8 protein-coding genes are annotated in these 19,355 nt (G+C 49.9%); 7 read left to right on the top strand and 1 reads right to left on the bottom strand.

Annotated elements, in window-relative coordinates; all coding sequences use genetic code 11:
- Positions 1–332 precede the first annotated feature (332 nt).
- Genes AC6I7T_RS11360 through AC6I7T_RS11350 form a run of 3 tightly spaced genes read left to right on the top strand, consistent with a single transcriptional unit; the run spans position 333 to position 7,481 of the window.
- Positions 333–2,024, top strand: coding sequence for a CRTAC1 family protein (locus tag AC6I7T_RS11360; protein WP_497793512.1), 1,692 nt, complete (start codon positions 333–335; stop codon positions 2,022–2,024).
- Positions 2,025–2,055: 31 nt separating this feature from the next.
- The gene (locus AC6I7T_RS11355) at positions 2,056–5,829 is read left to right on the top strand and encodes an FG-GAP-like repeat-containing protein (protein WP_497793511.1); all 3,774 of its coding nucleotides are present in this window, start codon (positions 2,056–2,058) and stop codon (positions 5,827–5,829) included.
- Positions 5,826–7,481 carry a tetratricopeptide repeat protein gene (locus AC6I7T_RS11350; RefSeq protein ID WP_497793510.1) on the top strand — a complete coding sequence of 552 codons (1,656 nt, stop codon included), beginning with the start codon at positions 5,826–5,828 and terminating at the stop codon, positions 7,479–7,481. Before AC6I7T_RS11355 ends, AC6I7T_RS11350 begins: the two co-directional genes overlap by 4 nt.
- Positions 7,482–7,648: 167 nt before the next feature.
- On the opposite strand, the gene AC6I7T_RS11345 is transcribed toward AC6I7T_RS11350, so the two are convergent.
- The gene (locus AC6I7T_RS11345; RefSeq protein ID WP_497793509.1) at positions 7,649–9,040 is read right to left on the bottom strand and encodes a DUF4434 domain-containing protein; all 1,392 of its coding nucleotides are present in this window, start codon (positions 9,038–9,040) and stop codon (positions 7,649–7,651) included.
- Positions 9,041–9,672: 632 nt separating this feature from the next.
- Here AC6I7T_RS11345 and AC6I7T_RS11340 point away from each other — a divergent pair.
- The 4 genes from AC6I7T_RS11340 (at position 9,673) to AC6I7T_RS11325 (ending at position 19,354) form a co-directional block, all read left to right on the top strand.
- Entirely contained in the window at positions 9,673–12,174 is a 2,502-nt protein-coding gene (locus tag AC6I7T_RS11340) for a PAS domain S-box protein (protein ID WP_497793508.1), read from the top strand.
- 1,196 nt (positions 12,175–13,370) lie between these two features.
- On the top strand, positions 13,371–16,856 hold the full coding sequence (locus AC6I7T_RS11335; RefSeq protein WP_497793507.1) for a carboxypeptidase-like regulatory domain-containing protein: 3,486 nt from the start codon (positions 13,371–13,373) through the stop codon (positions 16,854–16,856).
- Positions 16,857–16,932: 76 nt separating this feature from the next.
- Complete coding sequence (locus tag AC6I7T_RS11330) at positions 16,933–18,144, top strand: tetratricopeptide repeat protein (protein WP_497793506.1); 1,212 nt, start codon at positions 16,933–16,935, stop codon at positions 18,142–18,144.
- 94 nt (positions 18,145–18,238) lie between these two features.
- A complete protein-coding gene (locus AC6I7T_RS11325) occupies positions 18,239–19,354 on the top strand; it encodes a hypothetical protein (RefSeq protein ID WP_497793505.1) in 1,116 nt (371 codons plus the stop codon).
- Position 19,355: the final 1 nt, after the last annotated feature.

Raw genomic sequence — 19,355 nt, 5'->3', positions numbered from 1 at the left:
TCTTGACAGTCCTGAAGAAGCTACAGTAAGTTAACGGTTACTTGCTTCCGGATCACAACACATCTCTGTAATTCTGAGACCGGTTGTTTTTAGGGTTACAGATTCCGATTATGTGCAGGCGTCGTTTTCAGATTGGCAAGATTGTGCCGAAGGGATTTCCCCGAAAAGGAATAGGGGAGGCGCCTTGGTTGTCTTTGTATTATTGGGGATATCGCCGGTCTCATCGTGCCTCGTGTGATGGCATCCCAACCTCTTCGACAATTCAAGGTTCTTTTCAGACTGGGATAACAGCTACACCTATTAATAGGTGCAGCGCTTCGAGGTGCGGTCTGTTGAGACGCAAATCTTGGACGCTTCTTTTGTTGTTCGCAATCCTCGGCGTTGCTTCTATGATCTCTCAGGCGCAGAAGAGTGTTGATGGAACAGCTTATCGCGGTCTATTTGTCGACGTTACAGATTCAACAGGCATCCAGTTTTTGCACCAGGCACCACACACCTCCCGCAAATATCTGATTGAGACGATGGGATCGGGAGTCGCGCTTTTCGATTGTAATAATGATGGAAAGCTGGACCTGTTCCTAGTCAATGGCGCACCCTATCCAGACCCAACGCCCAAAGGGACAATTCCCCAAAAGATTGGTCCGAAATATTGGAACAGGATGTATATCCAAAAAACGGGCGGCAATTTTGAAGACGTAACGGAACGTGCAGGACTTACCGGCATAGGCTACGGTATGGGTACCGCAGTTGCCGATTACGATAATGACGGCTATCAAGATCTTTTCGTAACGGGCTATGGCGGAAACCGACTTTACCACAATAACGGCAACTGTACCTTTACAGATGTCACCGACAAAGCCGGAATCGGGGGAAGTGGGTGGTCAAGCAGTGCTGCCTGGGTAGATCTAGATAATGATGGCCGTTTGGATCTGGTGGTGGCCAGATATGTGACCTGGGATTGGGATGACATCTGGTGTGGGCCGAAAGAGAACAGAGGCTATTGTCACCCCGATATTTTTCCGCCAATTACGATGCTCGTTTACCACAACGAAGGAAATGGGCAATTCAAAGAGATTGCGGACAAACTAGGCCTGAATAAGCCTGCAAAAGCATTGGGCATCGCTTTTGCGGATTATGACCGAGACGGCCGTATGGATATCTTCGTTGCCAATGACTCGATGCCTGAGTTCCTTTTCCATCAGAAAGCCGACGGCACTTTTGAAGAAGTAGGGCTTGAGACCGGCAGTGCTGTGAATGGGGATGGTCAGACCTTTGCAGGCATGGGCGTCGATTTCGCCGATTATGATAACGACGGTTATCCCGACTTGATTGTGACTGACCTCGCAAATCAGGCGTATGCGCTCTATCACAATGAGCGGGATGGAAGTTTTAGTTACAGCAGTGGTCCAACCGGGGTTATGGGAATGTCACGCAAACATTCTGGCTGGAGTCTGCGCTTTCTGGACTACGATAACGACGGCTGGAAAGATGTATTGATTGCGCAGGGACATGACCTGGATACTATTGAAAAAAGTTTCCCTGAACTGCGATACAAAGAGCCAATGATGCTCCTCCACAATAATGCCGGCAAATCTTTTGTGGATATCTCTGCCTTTTCAGGTGATGTTTTCAGCCAGACATGGGTCGGGCGTGGAATGGCCATTGGAGATATTAATAACGATGGGCGTATCGATGCAGTTGTCACAGAAAATGGGGGACCTGCTCATATTCTGATCAACCAGACGAAGACCTCAAGTCATTGGCTGACATTAAAGCTGGTGGGGCACAAAAGTAATCGCGACGGAATCGGTGCGTCAATCAAGGTCGTTACCTCCGGCGGTACGCAGTGGACAACAGTAACAACATCGAGCGGATATCTCTCAGCGAGCGATCCGCGAGCTCATTTGGGACTAGGGGAAGAAAACCGCGCTGCCCTGATAGAGATTCATTGGCCAAGCGGAATCACTCAGACCTTAAAAGATGTCCCTGCGGATCGTATTCTCGTGGTCGAGGAAACACCGTAATTTTGGCCTGAGAATGCGGCGAGGAGGGTAAATGTATTTCACTCGGCGAAGCTTCATTAAGGTGTCAAGCATGGCCGGTGCCTTTTGGGTTAGCCATTTTCCTCGCCAACTATTAGGAGCAGTTCCCAATATTCCGGAACCCTCTTGTCTGGTTCACTCAAGCTCCAACTATGCTCCCTTTATTGAAGCCTTCCTTAAGCAGATACGTCCCGGGGCGGACGAGTTTGTTGCAGAGACATATGCATTCGAGCTGGAAGAGTTGCTGCATGCCTGGAGCAAGGTATTGCTTGAGAATACACAAAGTCAGCACTCCCTGTCGGCGTGGATCGCCGACAAGTTGCATGGGGCATCGCTGGATCGACCCAACCTGCAGTCACTGCGCTCCAAAGAACCGATCCAAACCGAAAAAGCTACATTCACTTCACCTGCACCTATGAATCGGGAGCAATTCCTTTCCGGAGTTACACGTTATTTTTCCGCGTGGACTAGGTTGGACGTTGCCGAGATGCAGATAGACATGATCGACATCTTGTCCGAAGCGCCCCTTCGAATTCGGACCCATGTGCACTACGATTTTGCGGGCAAGGTGGATCGCAATCGGTGTGAGGAGCGCACAGGCGAGTGGACCCTACTCTGGGAGCGAAGCGACGAGGGTAAATGGAGCATTAGAGAATGGTCTGCAGAAGGGGAGATGCGTAGCCGTCTGACCGGACCTGGATTTGTCGATGTCAGTGCGTCGGCGCTTGGCTCCAATGTCTCTTATCGGAAGCAATTACTTTTCGGCATCGATCACTGGAGGGCTGTACTCGATGGTGCCAGCGGTATCGACGTATATGGAAACAATGGTATCAGTGTTGGAGACTACAATGGCGATGGTTTGGACGACATCTATGTTTGCCAGCCAGCCGGGCTTCCCAACCTGCTCTACAAAAATCTAGGTAACGGGACCTTTATAGATGTTACCGAACAAGCAGGTGTTGGTGTGCTCGATGGGACCTCCTGCGCCATTTTTGCAGATCTGACAAACTCTGGACGTCAGGATCTGATCGTAGTCCGCAATAGTGGTCCGCTATTGTTTGCCAATCGTGGGGATGGAACCTTTGAGCTCAAGCCGGATGCGTTTCAATTTGCCAATTCGCCACAGGGAACTTTCACCGGAGCCTCTGTTGCCGACTACAACCGCGACGGACTGCTTGATATATATTTCTGCACCTATAGTTTTTATCAAGGGCTGAGCGATTACGAATATCCTAAGCCGTATTACGACGCGCAAAATGGTCCACCTAATTACCTGCTGCAAAATACAGGTAACTACCGCTTCAAAGATGTAACCCTTCCTTCTGGTCTGAATATAAGTAATAACAGGTTCAGTTTTGATGCTGTCTGGAACGATTACGATCGTGATGGCTGGCAGGATCTTTATGTAGTAAATGATTTTGGGCGCAAGGTTCTTTATCACAATAATCGCGACGGAACCTTTACCGATGTTAGTGCTGAATTGGGCGTAGAGGACCCAGGGGAAGGCATGAGCATGACCTGGTTCGATTACGACAATGACGGCCGGGATGATATGTATCTCGTTAATATGTGGGAGTCCGCTGGCCGGAGGGTAACGAGCCAGTCGCAGTTCATGCCTTCAGCTCCAGAAACCGTGCGAAAGACCTTTCACCGCGATGCCATGGGGAACATACTTCTTCGAAATGATGAAGCATCCGCGAAGTTCCTCGATGTAACTGAGGAAAGTGGAACTCGTTTTGGAGGTTGGAACTGGGGAAGCGAGGCATGGGATTTCGACCATGACGGTTATCCTGACCTCTATGTTGCAAATGGCTTTATATCGGGTGAAAACAAAGAGGATCTTTCCAGCTTCTATTGGAGGCACATTGCTGCCCGCTCGCTTGATACTGGAAGTAAAGCCAAGAGCTATGCCGATGCCTGGAGTGCTATCAATGAATTTATTCGATCTGGATACACTTGGAGCGGCTATCAAAGGAATAACTTCTATCTTAACAATAGAAACTCCACCTTCGCCGAGTCGGCCGCGCTACTAGGAATCGATTGTATTGAGGATAGCCGCTCGTTTGCACTAAGCGACCTGGATGGCGACGGACGACTTGAAGTCGTCTTGAAAAATCGCACCGCCCCTCAAGTACGTATTTTCCACAATCATATAAACCCTTTAGGCCAAGCAATTATCTTCTCCTTACAAGGGGCCAGGAGCAATCGGGATGGGATCGGAGCGGTAATCGAGGTCGAAACTGATCACGGTAAGCAGAGCAAGACGCTACGCGCCGGCTCGGGATTCCTCTCGCAAAATACCAAAGCTCTTCACTTCGGGTTGGGGGGCAATCCTGGAAGGGTAAGGGCGACTGTTACGTGGCCTAACGGAGCCAAGCAGTCATTTAATAATCTACCGTCAGGACATAAGATCGAAGTTGTTGAGGGAAGCGAAAGTTATCGTTCTTTTCCTTTTTCCATTTCTCGCTTTAGCCAGCACGCAGAAAAGGAAGTTACTAGTGAGGCATCCGACGATCAGGGGATTTGGCTGCTCGATCCGATTTTGCCTCCCGACCCCACACTAACGGACTCCTCAGGTACAAATCGTTCCCTTTTCGAAGCCAAAGGATCGCTGCAGCTGCTTGCCTTTGTCTCAACCGGGTGCGGCAAGAGCGTGGACTTCCTGATGGAGCTGGAGCGTGGCAATGCAGCATGGAAGAAAGCCGGAGTAGTTGTAACCGCCGTAGTCTTTGAGGCTCAGAATGATCATGGACAACTCTCGTTTCGCCCCTCATATAGAGTCCTGAACGCGGACGCGAAGGCCTTTCACATCTTTAGCCTATTTCGCCGTTATCTTTTTGATAAGCGGCAAGAGATGCCCATCCCCTCCGCATTTTTACTCGATGCCGAAGGAAAGGTGGTATGCATCTACAACAGTCCCGCACCCACCGCCGAAATCTTGGCGGATGCCGATCGCATACCTCGAAATGCCACCGAAAGATTAAATCGCGCACTGCCTTTTGCCGGACATTATTACCGTACCGAGTTGCATCACAACTACTTCACCTATGGAGTAGCCTACCTGCAGCACGATTACATGGAGGAGGCTCGCGCAGCCTTCGAGCAATCAATCGGACACGGCCAGAGCAATCCGGCTGCTTATTACAACCTCGGATTGATTTACCTGAACAAAAATCAACTTCCGGAGGCGAAGAGATATCTTGAAAAAGCTGCAGAGATGGATCCGTCCAATGCCGATGCCTGGAACAATTTGGGCGTAGTGGCGGGGCAGCAGGGCGATTATGAATCGGCGCAGCGCAATTTTCTGCTTGCATTGGAGCGTCAGCCGACACATTTGCTCGCGCTGCAGAATATGGTCAAATTGCTTCGTTTTCAAGAGAAGTCCCAGGAAGCGCACGCTCTTCTGCTGAAGGCCATTGCTGTTGATCCACATCAGGCCGAGTTGCACCGTGGACTTGGAGTTCTCTATCTTCAAGAGCAAAACCTGGAATCCGCCCGTGCAGAGTTTGAGAAAGCTGTCGAACTGGAACCTTCAAATGTCGAACTTCTCAATGGGCTTGGCATCGTGTTGATGCAGATGGCGGAGTCGGAAAAGGCGATGCGGCTCTTCGAGAAATGCATGCGGATTGCTCCCACCTTTGAAGGCGCCTACCTCAACATTGCTATGCTCTATCTCGCAGCAGGTAAAGCGGACAAGGCTCATGATGTGTTGAGTGAGTTCCTTACCAGGGCGCCCCAAAATGACACGATCCGCAAGGCTTTACAGGAGGTTGATAGTCGAAGATGATATCAGCTTCCATCTCCGGCAAAGTTTTTTCAATCGCTGTAATACTATTGTGTCTCTGCCGCGCGACGATTCCCCTCTCCGGACAAGCGTTCGCAAATGGCTCCGAGATTGTGGGCACAATAAAAGGAGTGGATGGCACTCCCATCGATGGGGCCCAACTGATACTCTTTTCACCTGTAGACAATAGTGAGTTGAAACAAGTCGTAACCAGTTGGGATGGGCACTACAGATTCTCTGGAATGTTCTTGGGAACTTATAAGTTAACCGCCAGTGCACCAGGTTTTCGCCGGAGTGAACCAAGACTGGTTATCCTTTCTGCAGCTTCGGCAACAGAAGATTTTATTCTGTCCCCGCAGGTTGTTGACAAGATGGAACCCAGGAAAGGAAATGTGGCAGGTAAGGATGCGAAAACGGCGCCTCCCGCCTTTAGTGCCGCAGGCGTACATGGAAACATAGCGCCTAGCGGCTATTCAACAGGTCTGAGTAGTGAGGAAGTAGCCCGGGTCAGCGCCCAGGCCAGGGTGCTGCAGCCAACATTGTTTACAACGTTTTCGGCCAATAGCGAGATCCTAGATTGCGGACAGGAACCTGCACTGTTACATGCTGTAAAAATGACTCCGCACGAGTTTGCTGCAAATCGGAGACTGGGACTCTTCTATCAGGGGCATGGTGAATATTCCAAGAGCATTCAGTATTTTGAAGCGGCCCGTGCATTATCGCCCGATGATCACAACAACAATCGTGATCTGGTAATTTCGTTGGTCGGATCCGGGCATAGCGCTGATGCTGTGGCACTGCTCAAGGCTCTGCTGTTGAAGCATGACTCCGATTCTATTTTGCTGCGCTTATTGGCCCGAGCCTACATGCAAATGGATGCAGCCGACATGGCGATCACTACATTTGAGAGAGCTGCGAGCGTGGATGCCAGCGTTGATGCTCAGTATGACTGCGGAGTCGGACTTATCCAGCTTGGTGCGTACAAGCAAGCCCGCGATCTCTTTGGCAAGGCAACGGCGGTTCGCCCGGAATCAGCTCAATTATGGTTCGGCTTGGGGTTGGCCGAACAGCAGGTGCAGCATAAGAAAGAAGCACTGGAATCCTTGCTCCATGCCTCGTCGGCAGATCCTAACTACCTTGCGCCACTCATGCTTTTATCGGAGCTCTCCGATCTGCCTGATGTTGTGCAAGCTGACGTCCGCCAGCGGATTGCTTCGTATCTGATCGTTCATCCAGAGGATGAAAAAGCGCGCTTTTCTTATGCCTTAATTTTGTCAAAACAGGATCCGCTGAAAGTTCACGAAGAGACAAAGCAGGAAATTGTTGCCCAACTAACCCGCGTTGTTACCTCCGATCCTCAGATGGCGCGTGCACACTTTCTTCTTGGTGATGCCTATGCAGACATGGGAAGTCAGAGCCGTGCAATCAAGGAATATGAAAACGGGCTGCAGATCGAGCCAGATAATAGTCAGGCACATTACCGCTTGGCGCAACTTTATAGGAACAGTGGCCGACTGGATCTCGCTCGCGCAGAGTTGGACAGATTCCGTTCTTTGCGTGAAGCCCCCAATCAAGGAAAGACTTCTAGTCCTATAGGATTTGGTGTACTGCAAACCGTTCCAGGCGCACATCCATGCGGCGCTTCGCAGCGCTAGAGCACTTCTCGCTCAGGTGCAAACCAACGACCGGGAACTGTACCTTCTGAAGCATCGCGGCCCAGGGCGGCACGGTAGGTGTTTCCCTGGGGCCGCGCTTTGCGGCATTCTTGACGAGTTTATGTGGCGAGAGCTGGCCCTGTTGGCAGTTAAGGATTCCTTTGTGCTCACTGAGCAGATGTCATATTGTGCTGGTTTTGCACGTAGTGCAAGTAATCCTGGTAGAGAAGGACTGTTCGAGGCCCACCTGGTTTCATTTTTGCGGCAGGCGAATTGAACATGCCGGGATACTGGTAACACAGAATCTTTTCGAAATTAGGAAACCGTCTCAAGTCCAGAATGAGCCCGTCGATAGGCCTTGGGATCAATGCTTCTCCTTCAAATAGAAATGCCTCCATGTCCATCCACAGATGTGTTCCGGTACTGTCTGCGATAGTCTGCCAGAGACTTGCTGCCTCTTCTCCGGTCATATCTCCCTCCGGCATGCGATGAAAACCGAATGGGCAGAGAATATCGATGTACTTCAGGATGGCGGGCCAAGCCGTTTGGGACATTCTGAGTCCGTGGGCATTCGGTGCAAGCATCACTGGTTTTTCAGGAGCGAGCTTACGGCAATGAGCCTGGAAGTTGCGGAAGAAGGTCTCGATCTCCTGCCTATACTGTTGTTTCATCTGTTCGCCTTGGTCTGGAATCAGATTTCCATAAACCTCTTCCGAGACGTACCATCCGTAAAAAGAAGGATGGTGACCGTATCTCTCCCAAAGCTCTGTCGCTATCTTTTTATGCCACTCCAGTGAATCGGAGCTGAAATCAAACCAGGCATACATGCCGACTCCGAGAAAGACATTCATTCGCTGTTTGTCAGCTTCAGAGAGAATTGCTTCCAGCGGATCGTTCGAGGTCTTCGGGACTCTTGCCGGGAACAGTTTTGATGGATAAAACGCAGCCCCCTTATATCCGGCAGACGCAATTGTGTTCCGCCCATAGTATTGCTGGTTGCGGAAGACCTCCTGGATAACAACGGTATCCATCCCGAGCGAGTGCATGCCCTTTATCTGATCTCGCCAGTCCTCCTCTGTCATTTTGCGGATGTCGGCATTCCAGTAGCGTCCCTCGACGTCGCTCCAATGAACGATTCCTGCCCATGCTCCATCGATGGTTCGCGTCGATCGAACTTCCGATGGAATGACTTCGATCTCCCGTTCCACCCGTTGACGGCTGTTGGACGTGGTCGCTGTGAGGATGAGCCGGTGTTTACCCGTCCAGTCAGCGGTAGAGTGGCGATAGTAGACACCCATGCTGGAGTGTGCCGGAATCTGCAGGTCTTGGCTGTAGAGTTTCGCTGACGGTTCTTCACGATCGAGGTAAAGAGAGATTGCATATTCCTCCGACTTGCTGCCTGCGTTTTCGACAGCGCCCCGGATGTCCAGCACGATCTTATCTGTAACAGGAGATGGCGGAATTAATTCTAGCCGGGTAGATTGGCGTTCGGCAGGTGCTGAAGAAGCGAACAAAGAGAGTAGCAGTGTGATACCAAGCAGACGTATAGTTTTCAGCATTTCGATTCCTTCGTGCGAGTCGTTGCGCAAGTCCATCGAACTACTTTTATCGGGAAATCATAATAGTACTTCTTTGGGTTACTGAATTCCGATAGGGGGACGGAAATATTCGGCTGCGATTCTCTGAAGGATGCTCAAAGAAGGTACAGCTCCCATCCCGGATCGTAGCCTGATGGTTCACACTTCGGGAAGAAAGGTCCGAGAGTTTCCGAAGACAACGACAATAGCTTGTTTCCGCTTTATCTTGGCAGGTTCTCGAAAGCCGGGATTTTCCTGCATAAGTGTCGCTAGCAAATTTTAAGCGTCTTTCCTCTTTCCAACGGTTTTGCCCAAAATCGTATTGAAATATGTATCCCGGTCTTAATTCCTAATTTCTTTGATTCGTTGTGTCATCGGGAGAAATATAATCCACAATTCCGGTGTACCTAAATGTTCTAGCGAGGAGGGCAGTATACGGTAGGGTGTGGTTCTTCCTAAGAAGCAGAAAAATTTCATGTTAGGTTTTCCAACTACGCGTCATAGGGGCTACAATCCGTTGTTCCGGCAGGGATTGTGAGGGCTCCAAAGGCCTATAGATTCAAGCCGAGTTAAACAAAAGTCGAATAATGCGCATGGAACAGAAGAAACGAATTATGAAGAGGGCGGCACAAGAGAGCGACGAACAATATCGCCAGCTTTTTGAGTGCAATCCCCATCCCATGTGGATCTTCGACTTCGAAACCCTTGCATTTCTGGCAGTTAACGACGCGGCCATTTATCAGTACGGGTATACCCGGGAAGAATTCCTCAACATGACAATCAAGGACATCCGTCCGGCAGAGGATATTCCCCGGCTCTTGGCCGATGTTCATGAAGGCCATCACGGTCATGATGTTGCAGGAGTCTGGCGTCATAAAAAGAAGGATGGAACTGTATTCGATGTAGAACTTGTTTCTCACGAACTGACCTGGTTTGACCGTCCTGCAAAGCTGGCGCTGGCGATGGATATCACCGAGCGTCGACGTGTCGAGCAGTCGTTGCGTGAGGCGGAGGAGCGCTTCCGGACCGTTGCAGATTTCACCTACGATTGGGAGTATTGGGCCAGTCCCGAAGGCAAGATGATCTATGTTTCACCGTCTTGCGAGCGTCTGACAGGCTATCGCGCTGAGGAGTTTATGCGTGATCCGGATCTGGTGATCAAGATTGTCCATCCCTCCGATCGGGCGATGATGGAAATCCATATGGGAGAAAGCTTTGAGCGTGCAGAAAACAAACCAGATCTGCACTCCGCAGTGGATTTTCGCATCATTACCCGCGACGGCTCCGTTCGCTGGATGAATCATACGTGCAGGCCAGTCTTCAGCGCTAAGGGGCGTTGGCTGGGCCGCCGTGTAAGTAATCGCGACCTTACCACACGCAAACAATCGGAGGAGCGTATTCAACGGCTTAGCCGGATGTATGCCACTCTCAGTCAGGTAAATCAGACCATCGTACGGGTAAAGGACCGCGACACCTTATTTCAATCGATCTGTCGAGTCGCCATCGATTTTGGCAAGCTGCAGATGGCATGGATTGCACTGATCGAGCCGGAAACCGGACATGTCCGGCGCGCAGTTTCCGGAGCCTTCGAGTCGGAAGGTCTGAAACAAATTGCGCTCAGCGACGACGATCCCATTTTTAGCGGCGAGCCACTGCTTCCGGCGCTGCAGAGTGGTGAAATCCTTATCTATGGCGATATTGGCGCTACTCCTGGGCTGGAAGCATGGAGGGCATCCGCGCTCGATCGTGGATATGCATCTGCCGCAGTGATGCCGGTTCGTTGTAAGGGGAAGGTCGTTGGTGCCTTGAACCTGTATTCCTCTACACCCGGATACTTCTCCGATGTCGAAGAACGAACCTTACTGGAGGAAACGGGACTGGATATTTCCTTTGCTTTGGACATGATTGAGTCCGAAGAAGAACATAAGCGCGCGCGGGAAGAGCAAGTCAAGCTGGAAGAGCAATTGCGTCTCGCTCAAAGGATGGAGAGCATCGGACGTTTGGCCGGAGGCATCGCTCATGATTTCAATAACCTGCTGGGCGTAATTATTGGTTATTCCGAGGTCACACTGTTGGATTTACCTGCTGACGATCCATTGCGGGAGACCTTGCAGGAGATTAAGAAGGCCGGAGGAAGGGCTGCAGAGTTAACACACCAGCTACTCGCATTCAGTCGTCAGCAAGTGATTGAACCCAAAGTCTTCGATCTGAATGGTGCTATCACCGATCTGAGCCGAATGCTCAAACGAATGATCGGGGAAGATATCGAGCTCACGATGTCATTGCATGAGGAACTGGGACGCATCAAGGCTGATCGCGGTCAGATAGAGCAGGTAATCATGAATCTGGCGGTCAATGCCCGTGATGCGATGCCCTCTGGGGGGAGGTTGACCCTCGAAACGCTGAATATCCATCTGGATGCTGCGTACGCCCGCGATCATTTTCCTGTCGTACCCGGAAATTATGTAATGCTCGCGGTCAGCGACACCGGCCTTGGCATGGATCTGGATGTTCAGAAGCATATCTTTGAACCGTTCTTTACTACCAAGGAACTTGGAAAAGGAACGGGATTAGGTCTTTCCACTGTCTACGGCATTGTGAAACAAAGCGGCGGCTACATCTGGGTATATAGCGAATTGAATAGAGGAACGACCTTTAAAATCTATTTGCCCAGAATCGAAGCTGAAATAGAAAAAGATGCCAAGGCCAAAGCCGAGCGCACCCTTGAAGGTGAAGAAACAATCCTGTTGGTGGAGGATGCAGACGGTATCCGCAGGCTCACGCAACAATGTCTGGAGAGCAAAGGATATGCTGTACTGGCGGTGGGTGATGCGCCTGAAGCACTGGAGCTGGTAAAGGAGCATCGCGGACCGATACATCTGCTATTAACAGATGTTGTTCTTCCCAGCGTCGGGGGGCCTGCACTCGCGAAACAAATTCTTGCCTTGCATCCACAAACCCGGGTGCTCTACATGTCCGGATACACAGATGATGCGATTGTTCACCACGGTGTCCTTGAGCCCGGGATTGCGTTTCTGCAGAAACCTTTCTCTGTAGATGATTTATGGAATAAGGTTCGGAATGTGCTGGAGGCTCCGCCAACTGGCAGCAAATAGCCGATGCTGCGTAAGGCGGATAAGTTGCTTGTTGAGCAGCGAAGTATCTTAGTTATTGTTATAGATAACAAACTGATGCAGACGTTCCAGGGAACTGCATCCTTCCGGATACTCGTGAGACCGTGCTGCGGGAATTAGAATGTCTGACATAACTCCTGATTTCTCTTAACGTTTCCACTTAAATCAATTGCCCATTTTGCCTTGCCGTACAACGAGCCGATGGCAATAACATCTGGAAATACAGTCTTTACACGCCAACATCCAGGTTGCCGAAGAAACCGTTCGCTCCAATAGAAGCCTATTCCTAGGCGATCCTCGCGTGGAAAGCGAGAAACAAGTAAAGGGATTTTCTCAGGGATTATTCTTAATACAAAAGAGAAATTTGCAGAAAAATCCCATTGACAACCCTGAAACGAGCGGCGTAAGAATAGCGGGGTTGTAGAAAACGCTTGCCAAAAAAGGTGATAAGGCAGTAAAAGTTGCGACAAACCAATAGTGGGTCATCGCAGATCAACGTTTGTCACCAGTGGGCGTTCCGATCTTGCAACGCCTAAGAGATAACATCGTCTAGCAACAGAGCCGTAGTGATATTGACTCTTTGTTCGCTTCATTTAGATTGTCGAGACTTCGCGCTTATGCGCATGTAACCGGGGTTTCTCCCGGATCTGCCAACTCTAAGATTGTAGGAAGAGCAGAGCTCTTTGGAGTTTGAGCGTTTTAGGTTTCAATATAGATCGGACAGCGGGTGATTGCATAGTTATCTCCCCAAAGAATAGCTGCGCCTCACAATTCTCTGTCGGATACTGCTAATACCTAAAACGCCCGGATGTGTGTTGCTACTCGAGCTCTTGTGCCTGCTGGCACTTGAGTAGCTGACGTATGCATCTCTTGTTGCTTTTGTCTTCTTGGTCAAAGGCATCAGGCTACGTGTGCGCCTGTTAAGTTTGCAGTTATGTCTCGACTCATCGGAAGGTTACTAGGGCAGCTTTGGCTTTTCAGTATGGTTCATCCCCGGTAAGCGAAGAGCAGCCATGGAGACGGAATAGATGCGCAAGTGTCGGTTTCGGGATCACACGAAATCCAAAGATGCTCTGAAGGTCGAGTTACCCGATCGATCACTCCTGTATTACAGCAAAAATTAAATGGCGTGATGCCGAAAGGGAAGATCGACGCAGCGGCTATTCAGGAGGCAAAACGTGAACGATCTTAAGTTACAAGTTTCCTGCCTGTCGAAGAATGACATGGTAGGCGGGGGAGTGAAGAAGGCCTGGACAACCATGTTTCTGTGTCTTGCAATTCTTGCTTTACCAGGATTGCGAGCATGGGGACAGGATAATGCCACAATCACCGGCGTAGTAATGGACGCCAGTGACGCGCTACTTCCAAATGCGGAAGTGTCGATTACAAATCAAGCTACAGGCCAGAGTCGAAAAGCTACCACGAACAATTCCGGAATCTACAGATTTCCTAACGTTGCCGTCGGGAATTACACGTTGACTGTTATGGCAAGCGGTTTTCAGGCATATACGAAGACCGGAATTATCGTGAATGTGGCTCAGACCGTAAGCGCAGATGTGAAGATGGTAGTCGGTAGTGCCGCGCAATCGATTACGGTACAGGCAGAAGCGTTACAGGTCCAGAGTGAAACCAGCGAAGTAAGCAGTTTGATTAGCGGTGAACAGGTTACACAACTGGCTACCAATGGACGCAATGTGACACAACTTGCGGCGCTAGGGATGGGCAAGTCTAACAATCTCTCGGATTTCAGCGGTGTGAATGCTCTAACGTCTTCGAACGCAATCAGCTTTAACGGAACACGTCCGAGCCATAATATCTATATGGTGGACGGAGGTGAGTTGAACGATCGTGGCTGCGGTGGTTGCTTCAGTTCCTTGCCTTCGATGGATGCTATGGCGGAGTTTCAAACTCTGGATAGCAACTACGGACCCGATTACGGAATTGGTTCGGGCGGTACCGTATTGATGGTTATCAAGTCCGGAACTCGTGAGTTCCACGGTAGTGCATGGGAGTTCAATCGCAATGAGGCCTATGGAGCAAACAACTACCTTCTGAAACAGTCTGGAAAAGCAAAGCCAAAGTTTCGATTGAACGAGCCGGGGTTCAATCTGGGCGGACCTCTTTTTATTCCTGGTGTCTACAATAAGTTGCATAACAGAACCTTTTTCTTCGTGAATGAAGAATGGCGGAAGCTAGTTCAGGGTGCAACTCCGACCACTTATACGACAATCACCGCAAACAACTTTCCGACAACAGGAAAGGACCTAACCTATACGGTTCCCTCAAATGGAAAGACGCCCGTTGTTCCCGACGTCTCTAAAGACAGTCAGACCTATGCTAAATATCAATCTCATCAGCTGGTGATTGGGCAACCCTTCCCGAACAATATCATTCCTGCCGATCTGATGGATCCGAATGCAGTTCTCATGCTGAGTTCGAATACCTTTCCGAAGCCTAACTCCGGGAGCAATTCGTATATTGCTTCTCCTGCCCAACCAACCGATGTGCGAGAGGACCTGGTACGCATCGACCACAACATCAATGCCAAATTTCAGTTGATGGGGCACTACCTCCACGACGAGATGTCGCAGACGTATTATCCCCCTCTATGGGCCAGCAGTAACGTCTATCCGGTTGTGGGTAGTAGTATGAAAAATCCGTCCTACTCGTCGGTGATCAAGCTGACGCAGACCTATTCCCCCTCTTTATTGAATGAGACTGCTTTCAACTACAGTGGAAATATCATTCATCTCGATCCGGTTGGGAACTACGCCAAGCCGAGCGGATGGACAGCTACCAGTTTCTTCGCCGATACCAGTAATCGCTTGAATCGTATGCCGGAAGTTCAACTCGGCTCTCCTTACGGGCAAACCTGGAGCGAGTCGTATTTTCCGTGGAAGAATTCATATCAAGGATATCAAGCCAGAGATGATGTCTCCTGGACGAAGGGGCGGCATCAATTCAAATTTGGCTTTAGCTATCTGCATACAGTAAAGAACCAGGAACTGCAGGCCAACACGCAGGGAACCGCCGTTTTCAGTGACAGCACGTTTACCGGCGATTCCTATGTCAATTTCCTGCTTGGAATGTCTGCCAGCTTTACACAGCTTGATTACCTGGCAGGCAAACACTGGGTCAATAACAATTACGGTTTCTATATTAGTGACAACTGGCATGCCACTTCTCGATTGACGTTGAATCTGGGATATCGATTTGACGGTATGCCTCACGCTTTTGAACGATACGATAAATTTTCCAATTTCATTCCGTCGGCCTATGACAGAGGCTTGGCGGCAACGTTCAAAAGTGACAACAGTCTAGATCCCACTGGGCCCGGCTTTTCAATGTACAACGGCACGGCGTTTTATCTGAATGGGATGAAGGTGGCGGGCGTAAATGGTTTTCCGAGAGGCAACGTTAATAACTATTATGGGACCTCCCAGCCTAGAGTAGGTTTTGCTCTAGATTTGTTTGGAACCGGCAGAACCATCCTTCGTGGAGGTGCTGGAATTTTCTTCGAGAGAGTGCAAGGAAACGACGTCTATAATGCAGCGTTGAATCCTCCCTTTGCTTATCAACCTTCTGCGACAAACGTCTATTTTTCGAATCCAAAGAAGAGTGTCGTTACTGGAGCGGTCAGCTCCGGCGGATCGCTCTTTCCCTCTAACCTCACCGTTCTCGACTACGGTTTTAAGTCTCCGGGCACGGGAATGTTCAGTTTGGGTGTTCAGCACGAAGTTGCTCCGTCAATCGTAGCTGTGGTTCAGTATGTCGGGACCGTGGGCTGGCATCAAAGCGTAGATCGTGCAATCAATACGCTGCCACTACACGACAGTTCCGCAACTGGCTATGCGACTAGAAAAGGAGTAAAGGAAGGTTCTCTCGATGCGAATCGTTATCGCCAATATCCTGGATATAGCACGATAACACAAGAGGAGAATACTACTAGCACAAGCTACAACTCATTACAGGCTGGCATCAGGTTAGAAAAAAGGCATGGCTTTACGCTGCAAGCTGCCTATACCTATTCTCATGAGATCGATGTAGTCAGTTACGATCTCAACAGTGTAGGCAATCCCTTTAATAAGGATTACAACCGAGGCTCCGGTGCTCTTGACAGGCGCCACATCTTTAATACGAACTATATTTATAGCTTGCCTTTCTTTGCACATAGCCACAATGGTTTTATGCGTACAGCCCTTGGCGGGTGGGAGATCTCCGGTGTCGCAATTGCAACATCGGGTACCCCGGTCAATTTGACTTATGGAACCGACGTTCTAGGTCTGGGCGGAGGGACAACCAATCGTCCTAACCTTACCGGCAAAGTCCGATATCCAAAGACGGCGACGGCATGGTTCGATAAGAACGCTTTTTCTGCGCCTCTCGCTCCTTGGAACGGTGGTGCAAATGAAGGCTTCGGGAGTGCAGGGAAAGATGTTGTTGTCGGCCCTGGACGTTTGAACTTTAATACTTCGCTATTCAAGTCGTTTCCTCTCGGTGTGAATGAAAGGTCTCGTCTGGAGTTGCGTTTTGAGTCTTTCAACACCTTTAACCACACTCAGTTCAACGGTATCGGAGCAGGTCTTACCGATGCCAATTTCGGAAAAGTAACCTCGGTTTGGGATCCCCGTAACATGCAACTTGCAGGGAAGATCATCTTTTGAGCCTTTCCTGTGACTACTGGGGCGTGGTGGGTTTACCACCGCGCTCCTTTAGTTCTCTATAGATTTGGATAGCGACATGGATGCAGGATATTGCAAGAGATTGGATGTAGTCGTGCTACTGGCCATAACGATCGTTGCCTCTTTTTGTTCTGCTCAGGTGGCGATGCCTGTAGAGAGCCAGAGACAACAGGCCATCAGCCTGGAGCAGCGGGGCCAGATTGGCGAAGCTGAAGCAGTCTGGCAAGCTTACATAAAGACTCATCCAAAGAGCGCGGAGGCGTACGCGCATATAGGGTTTCTGAAGGCTCGTCAGGAACACTATAAAGAGGCGGTTCCATTCTATCGGAAGGCACTGACCCTGAATCCATCTATGCCTGGCCTTCGTCTCAACCTTGGATTGGCGCTCTTTAAGGCGGGCGCAATGAAGGATGCGGCTCAGACATTTACTCTCCTGCAGCGGAGCTTAGCTAGCGATTCTCCGGAGGGGTTGCGAGTAACGACTCTTCTGGGCCTGGCCCACTATGGGGCCGGCGAGTATGCTGCCGCGATTCCTTACATAAAACAGGCAACAGCTCGCGATCCTCAAAACCTTCCCTTTCGATTAGCTTTAGCGCAAAGTTGCCTGTGGTCAAAGGAATATCAGTGTGTTCTCGACGTCTATCGTGAAATCTTGAATCTGAATGCGGAATCTGCCGAGGCAGATATGCTAGCCGGTGAGGCGCTGGACGAGTTGAAGGATGATGTCGGTGCAATTCAGCAATTTCGTGCCGCCGTGAAAGCAGATCCACGACTGCCCAATGTCCATTTTGGCCTCGGCTATCTCTTGTGGAAACAGAATCAATTCGACGAAGCCGCCAGAGAGTTTCAGGCCGAGTTGGAGAATGTGCCGGATCATGCTCAAGCTATGGCTTTTCTGGCAAATGCATACATGCATAGCAACCGATCGAACGAAGCGCAGCCCTTGTTGGAGGAAGCTATCCGGATCGAGCCTCGAAATGAGAGAGCACATCTCGATTTGGGAATCCTCTACGGCGACGCCAAGCGTCAAGATGAGGCAGTACGGGAACTTCAGACCGCAGCCGGCTTGACCCCGGATGATCCAGAGGTTCATTGGAGGCTGGCTCGTCTTTATCAGCTTATGGGCCGTAAGGACGAAGCCAAGGCAGAGTTCCAGGTCACCAGTAGTCTCAAAAAGGCCGCTAATGACACAATTTTTAATAAGTTGAGAGCTGCTCAAGAAAAGGGAACGGCAGGTGAAGCTATCGTGGGGCAGGCAAATTCTTACTAGTCACCACTAGCAACGAGTTTCTAGAACGTCATTCGTGGGTTTACACTCAAGCACAAGCTAACTAGGATTTTCTTACGATTGTCTGGTGCTGGTGATGCGAAACCTGCTTATTCTGTTTTCGTTGATTGTTCTCACTCTCTCGGCCTCTGCTACGAAGCGTGTCACCGTGGACCAGTTGGAGAAGATAATAGTTACTTCCGGTGAAAAATCTGATGTCAAGTTGGCCAAGCAGTTATCGGATTTGGAGCTTGTGGAGAGGATCGATTCGGATCATATCTCGCGCTTAAGAACCGTTCTGCCTGGTTCTGAATCCCGTCGCGCACTGGATTTACTGGCAGATATGGCTTCTTTCCTAAATGTATCTTCGACAAAAATTCCATCGATGCTGAAGCCGGAACTCTCCCGGCAACGCCAGATTATCGAGCTGACAGTCAATTATGTTGTCAAGGTCGCAAAGCAGTTGCCAAATCTCTACGCTACACGCGAGACGGAATCTTTTGAGGATACCCCATCAGGCCAACAAGTTGGCTTTCACATGATTCCATATAAGCCATTGCATTCAGTCAGCAAAACCAATGAAACGGTTTTCTATCGGGATGGTAGGGAGATGTCAGATTCCGAATCCCATACACAAAAGCAAGCAGCCCCTATAGAAGGGCCGTTGTGGACTCGCGGGGAATTCGGCCCGATTTTAGGAATGATCTTGGTTGACGGCTCTCATGGCGTGCTTACCTGGAGCCATTGGGAACAGGACAAGGTAGGATCGCTTGCCGTTTTTCAGTTTCAGATCCCTGCCGAGAAGTCTCACTACGATGTGACATTCTGTTGTGTCGATGGCAAGCCCTTTAAGCAAATGCCTGCATACCATGGGGAATTAGCTGTTGACCCGGCAACTGGCACCATCTATCGATTAAAGCTCATTGCAGATCCGAAACCGGATTCGCTTGTTACACGTGCTGACTTGCTAGTCGAATATGGTTCGGTTGAACTCGGCGGGAAGAATTACATCTGCCCTCTTCGGAGCATCTCGGTTTTCAAGGCGCCGATCTCATCTTTTATAGATGGCCAAAATTCTTACTTTAGCGGTCTCAGGTTCAAGCCAGAGTCAGGTACAGAGCCTAAAAAGCCTGCTGTTTTCCAAACGCGACTGAATGAAGTTACTTTCAGGAATTATCATCTGTTTCACGCAGAAGCAAGAATATTGCCGTAAT

Source organism: Humiphilus diazotrophicus, from assembly GCF_059726315.1.
This window is presented reverse-complemented; position numbering and strand designations above follow the sequence as displayed.

Excerpts from the sequence above, each read along its gene's own strand:
- AC6I7T_RS11345 (WP_497793509.1), bottom strand. The coding sequence starts at position 9,040 with ATGCTGAAAACTATACGTCTGCTTGGTATCACACTGCTACTCTCTTTG.
- AC6I7T_RS11325 (WP_497793505.1), top strand. The coding sequence starts at position 18,239 with ATGCGAAACCTGCTTATTCTGTTTTCGTTGATTGTTCTCACTCTCTCG.
- AC6I7T_RS11340 (WP_497793508.1), top strand. The coding sequence starts at position 9,673 with ATGAAGAGGGCGGCACAAGAGAGCGACGAACAATATCGCCAGCTTTTT.
- AC6I7T_RS11355 (WP_497793511.1), top strand. The coding sequence starts at position 2,056 with ATGTATTTCACTCGGCGAAGCTTCATTAAGGTGTCAAGCATGGCCGGT.
- AC6I7T_RS11350 (WP_497793510.1), top strand. The coding sequence starts at position 5,826 with ATGATATCAGCTTCCATCTCCGGCAAAGTTTTTTCAATCGCTGTAATA.
- AC6I7T_RS11330 (WP_497793506.1), top strand. The coding sequence starts at position 16,933 with ATGGATGCAGGATATTGCAAGAGATTGGATGTAGTCGTGCTACTGGCC.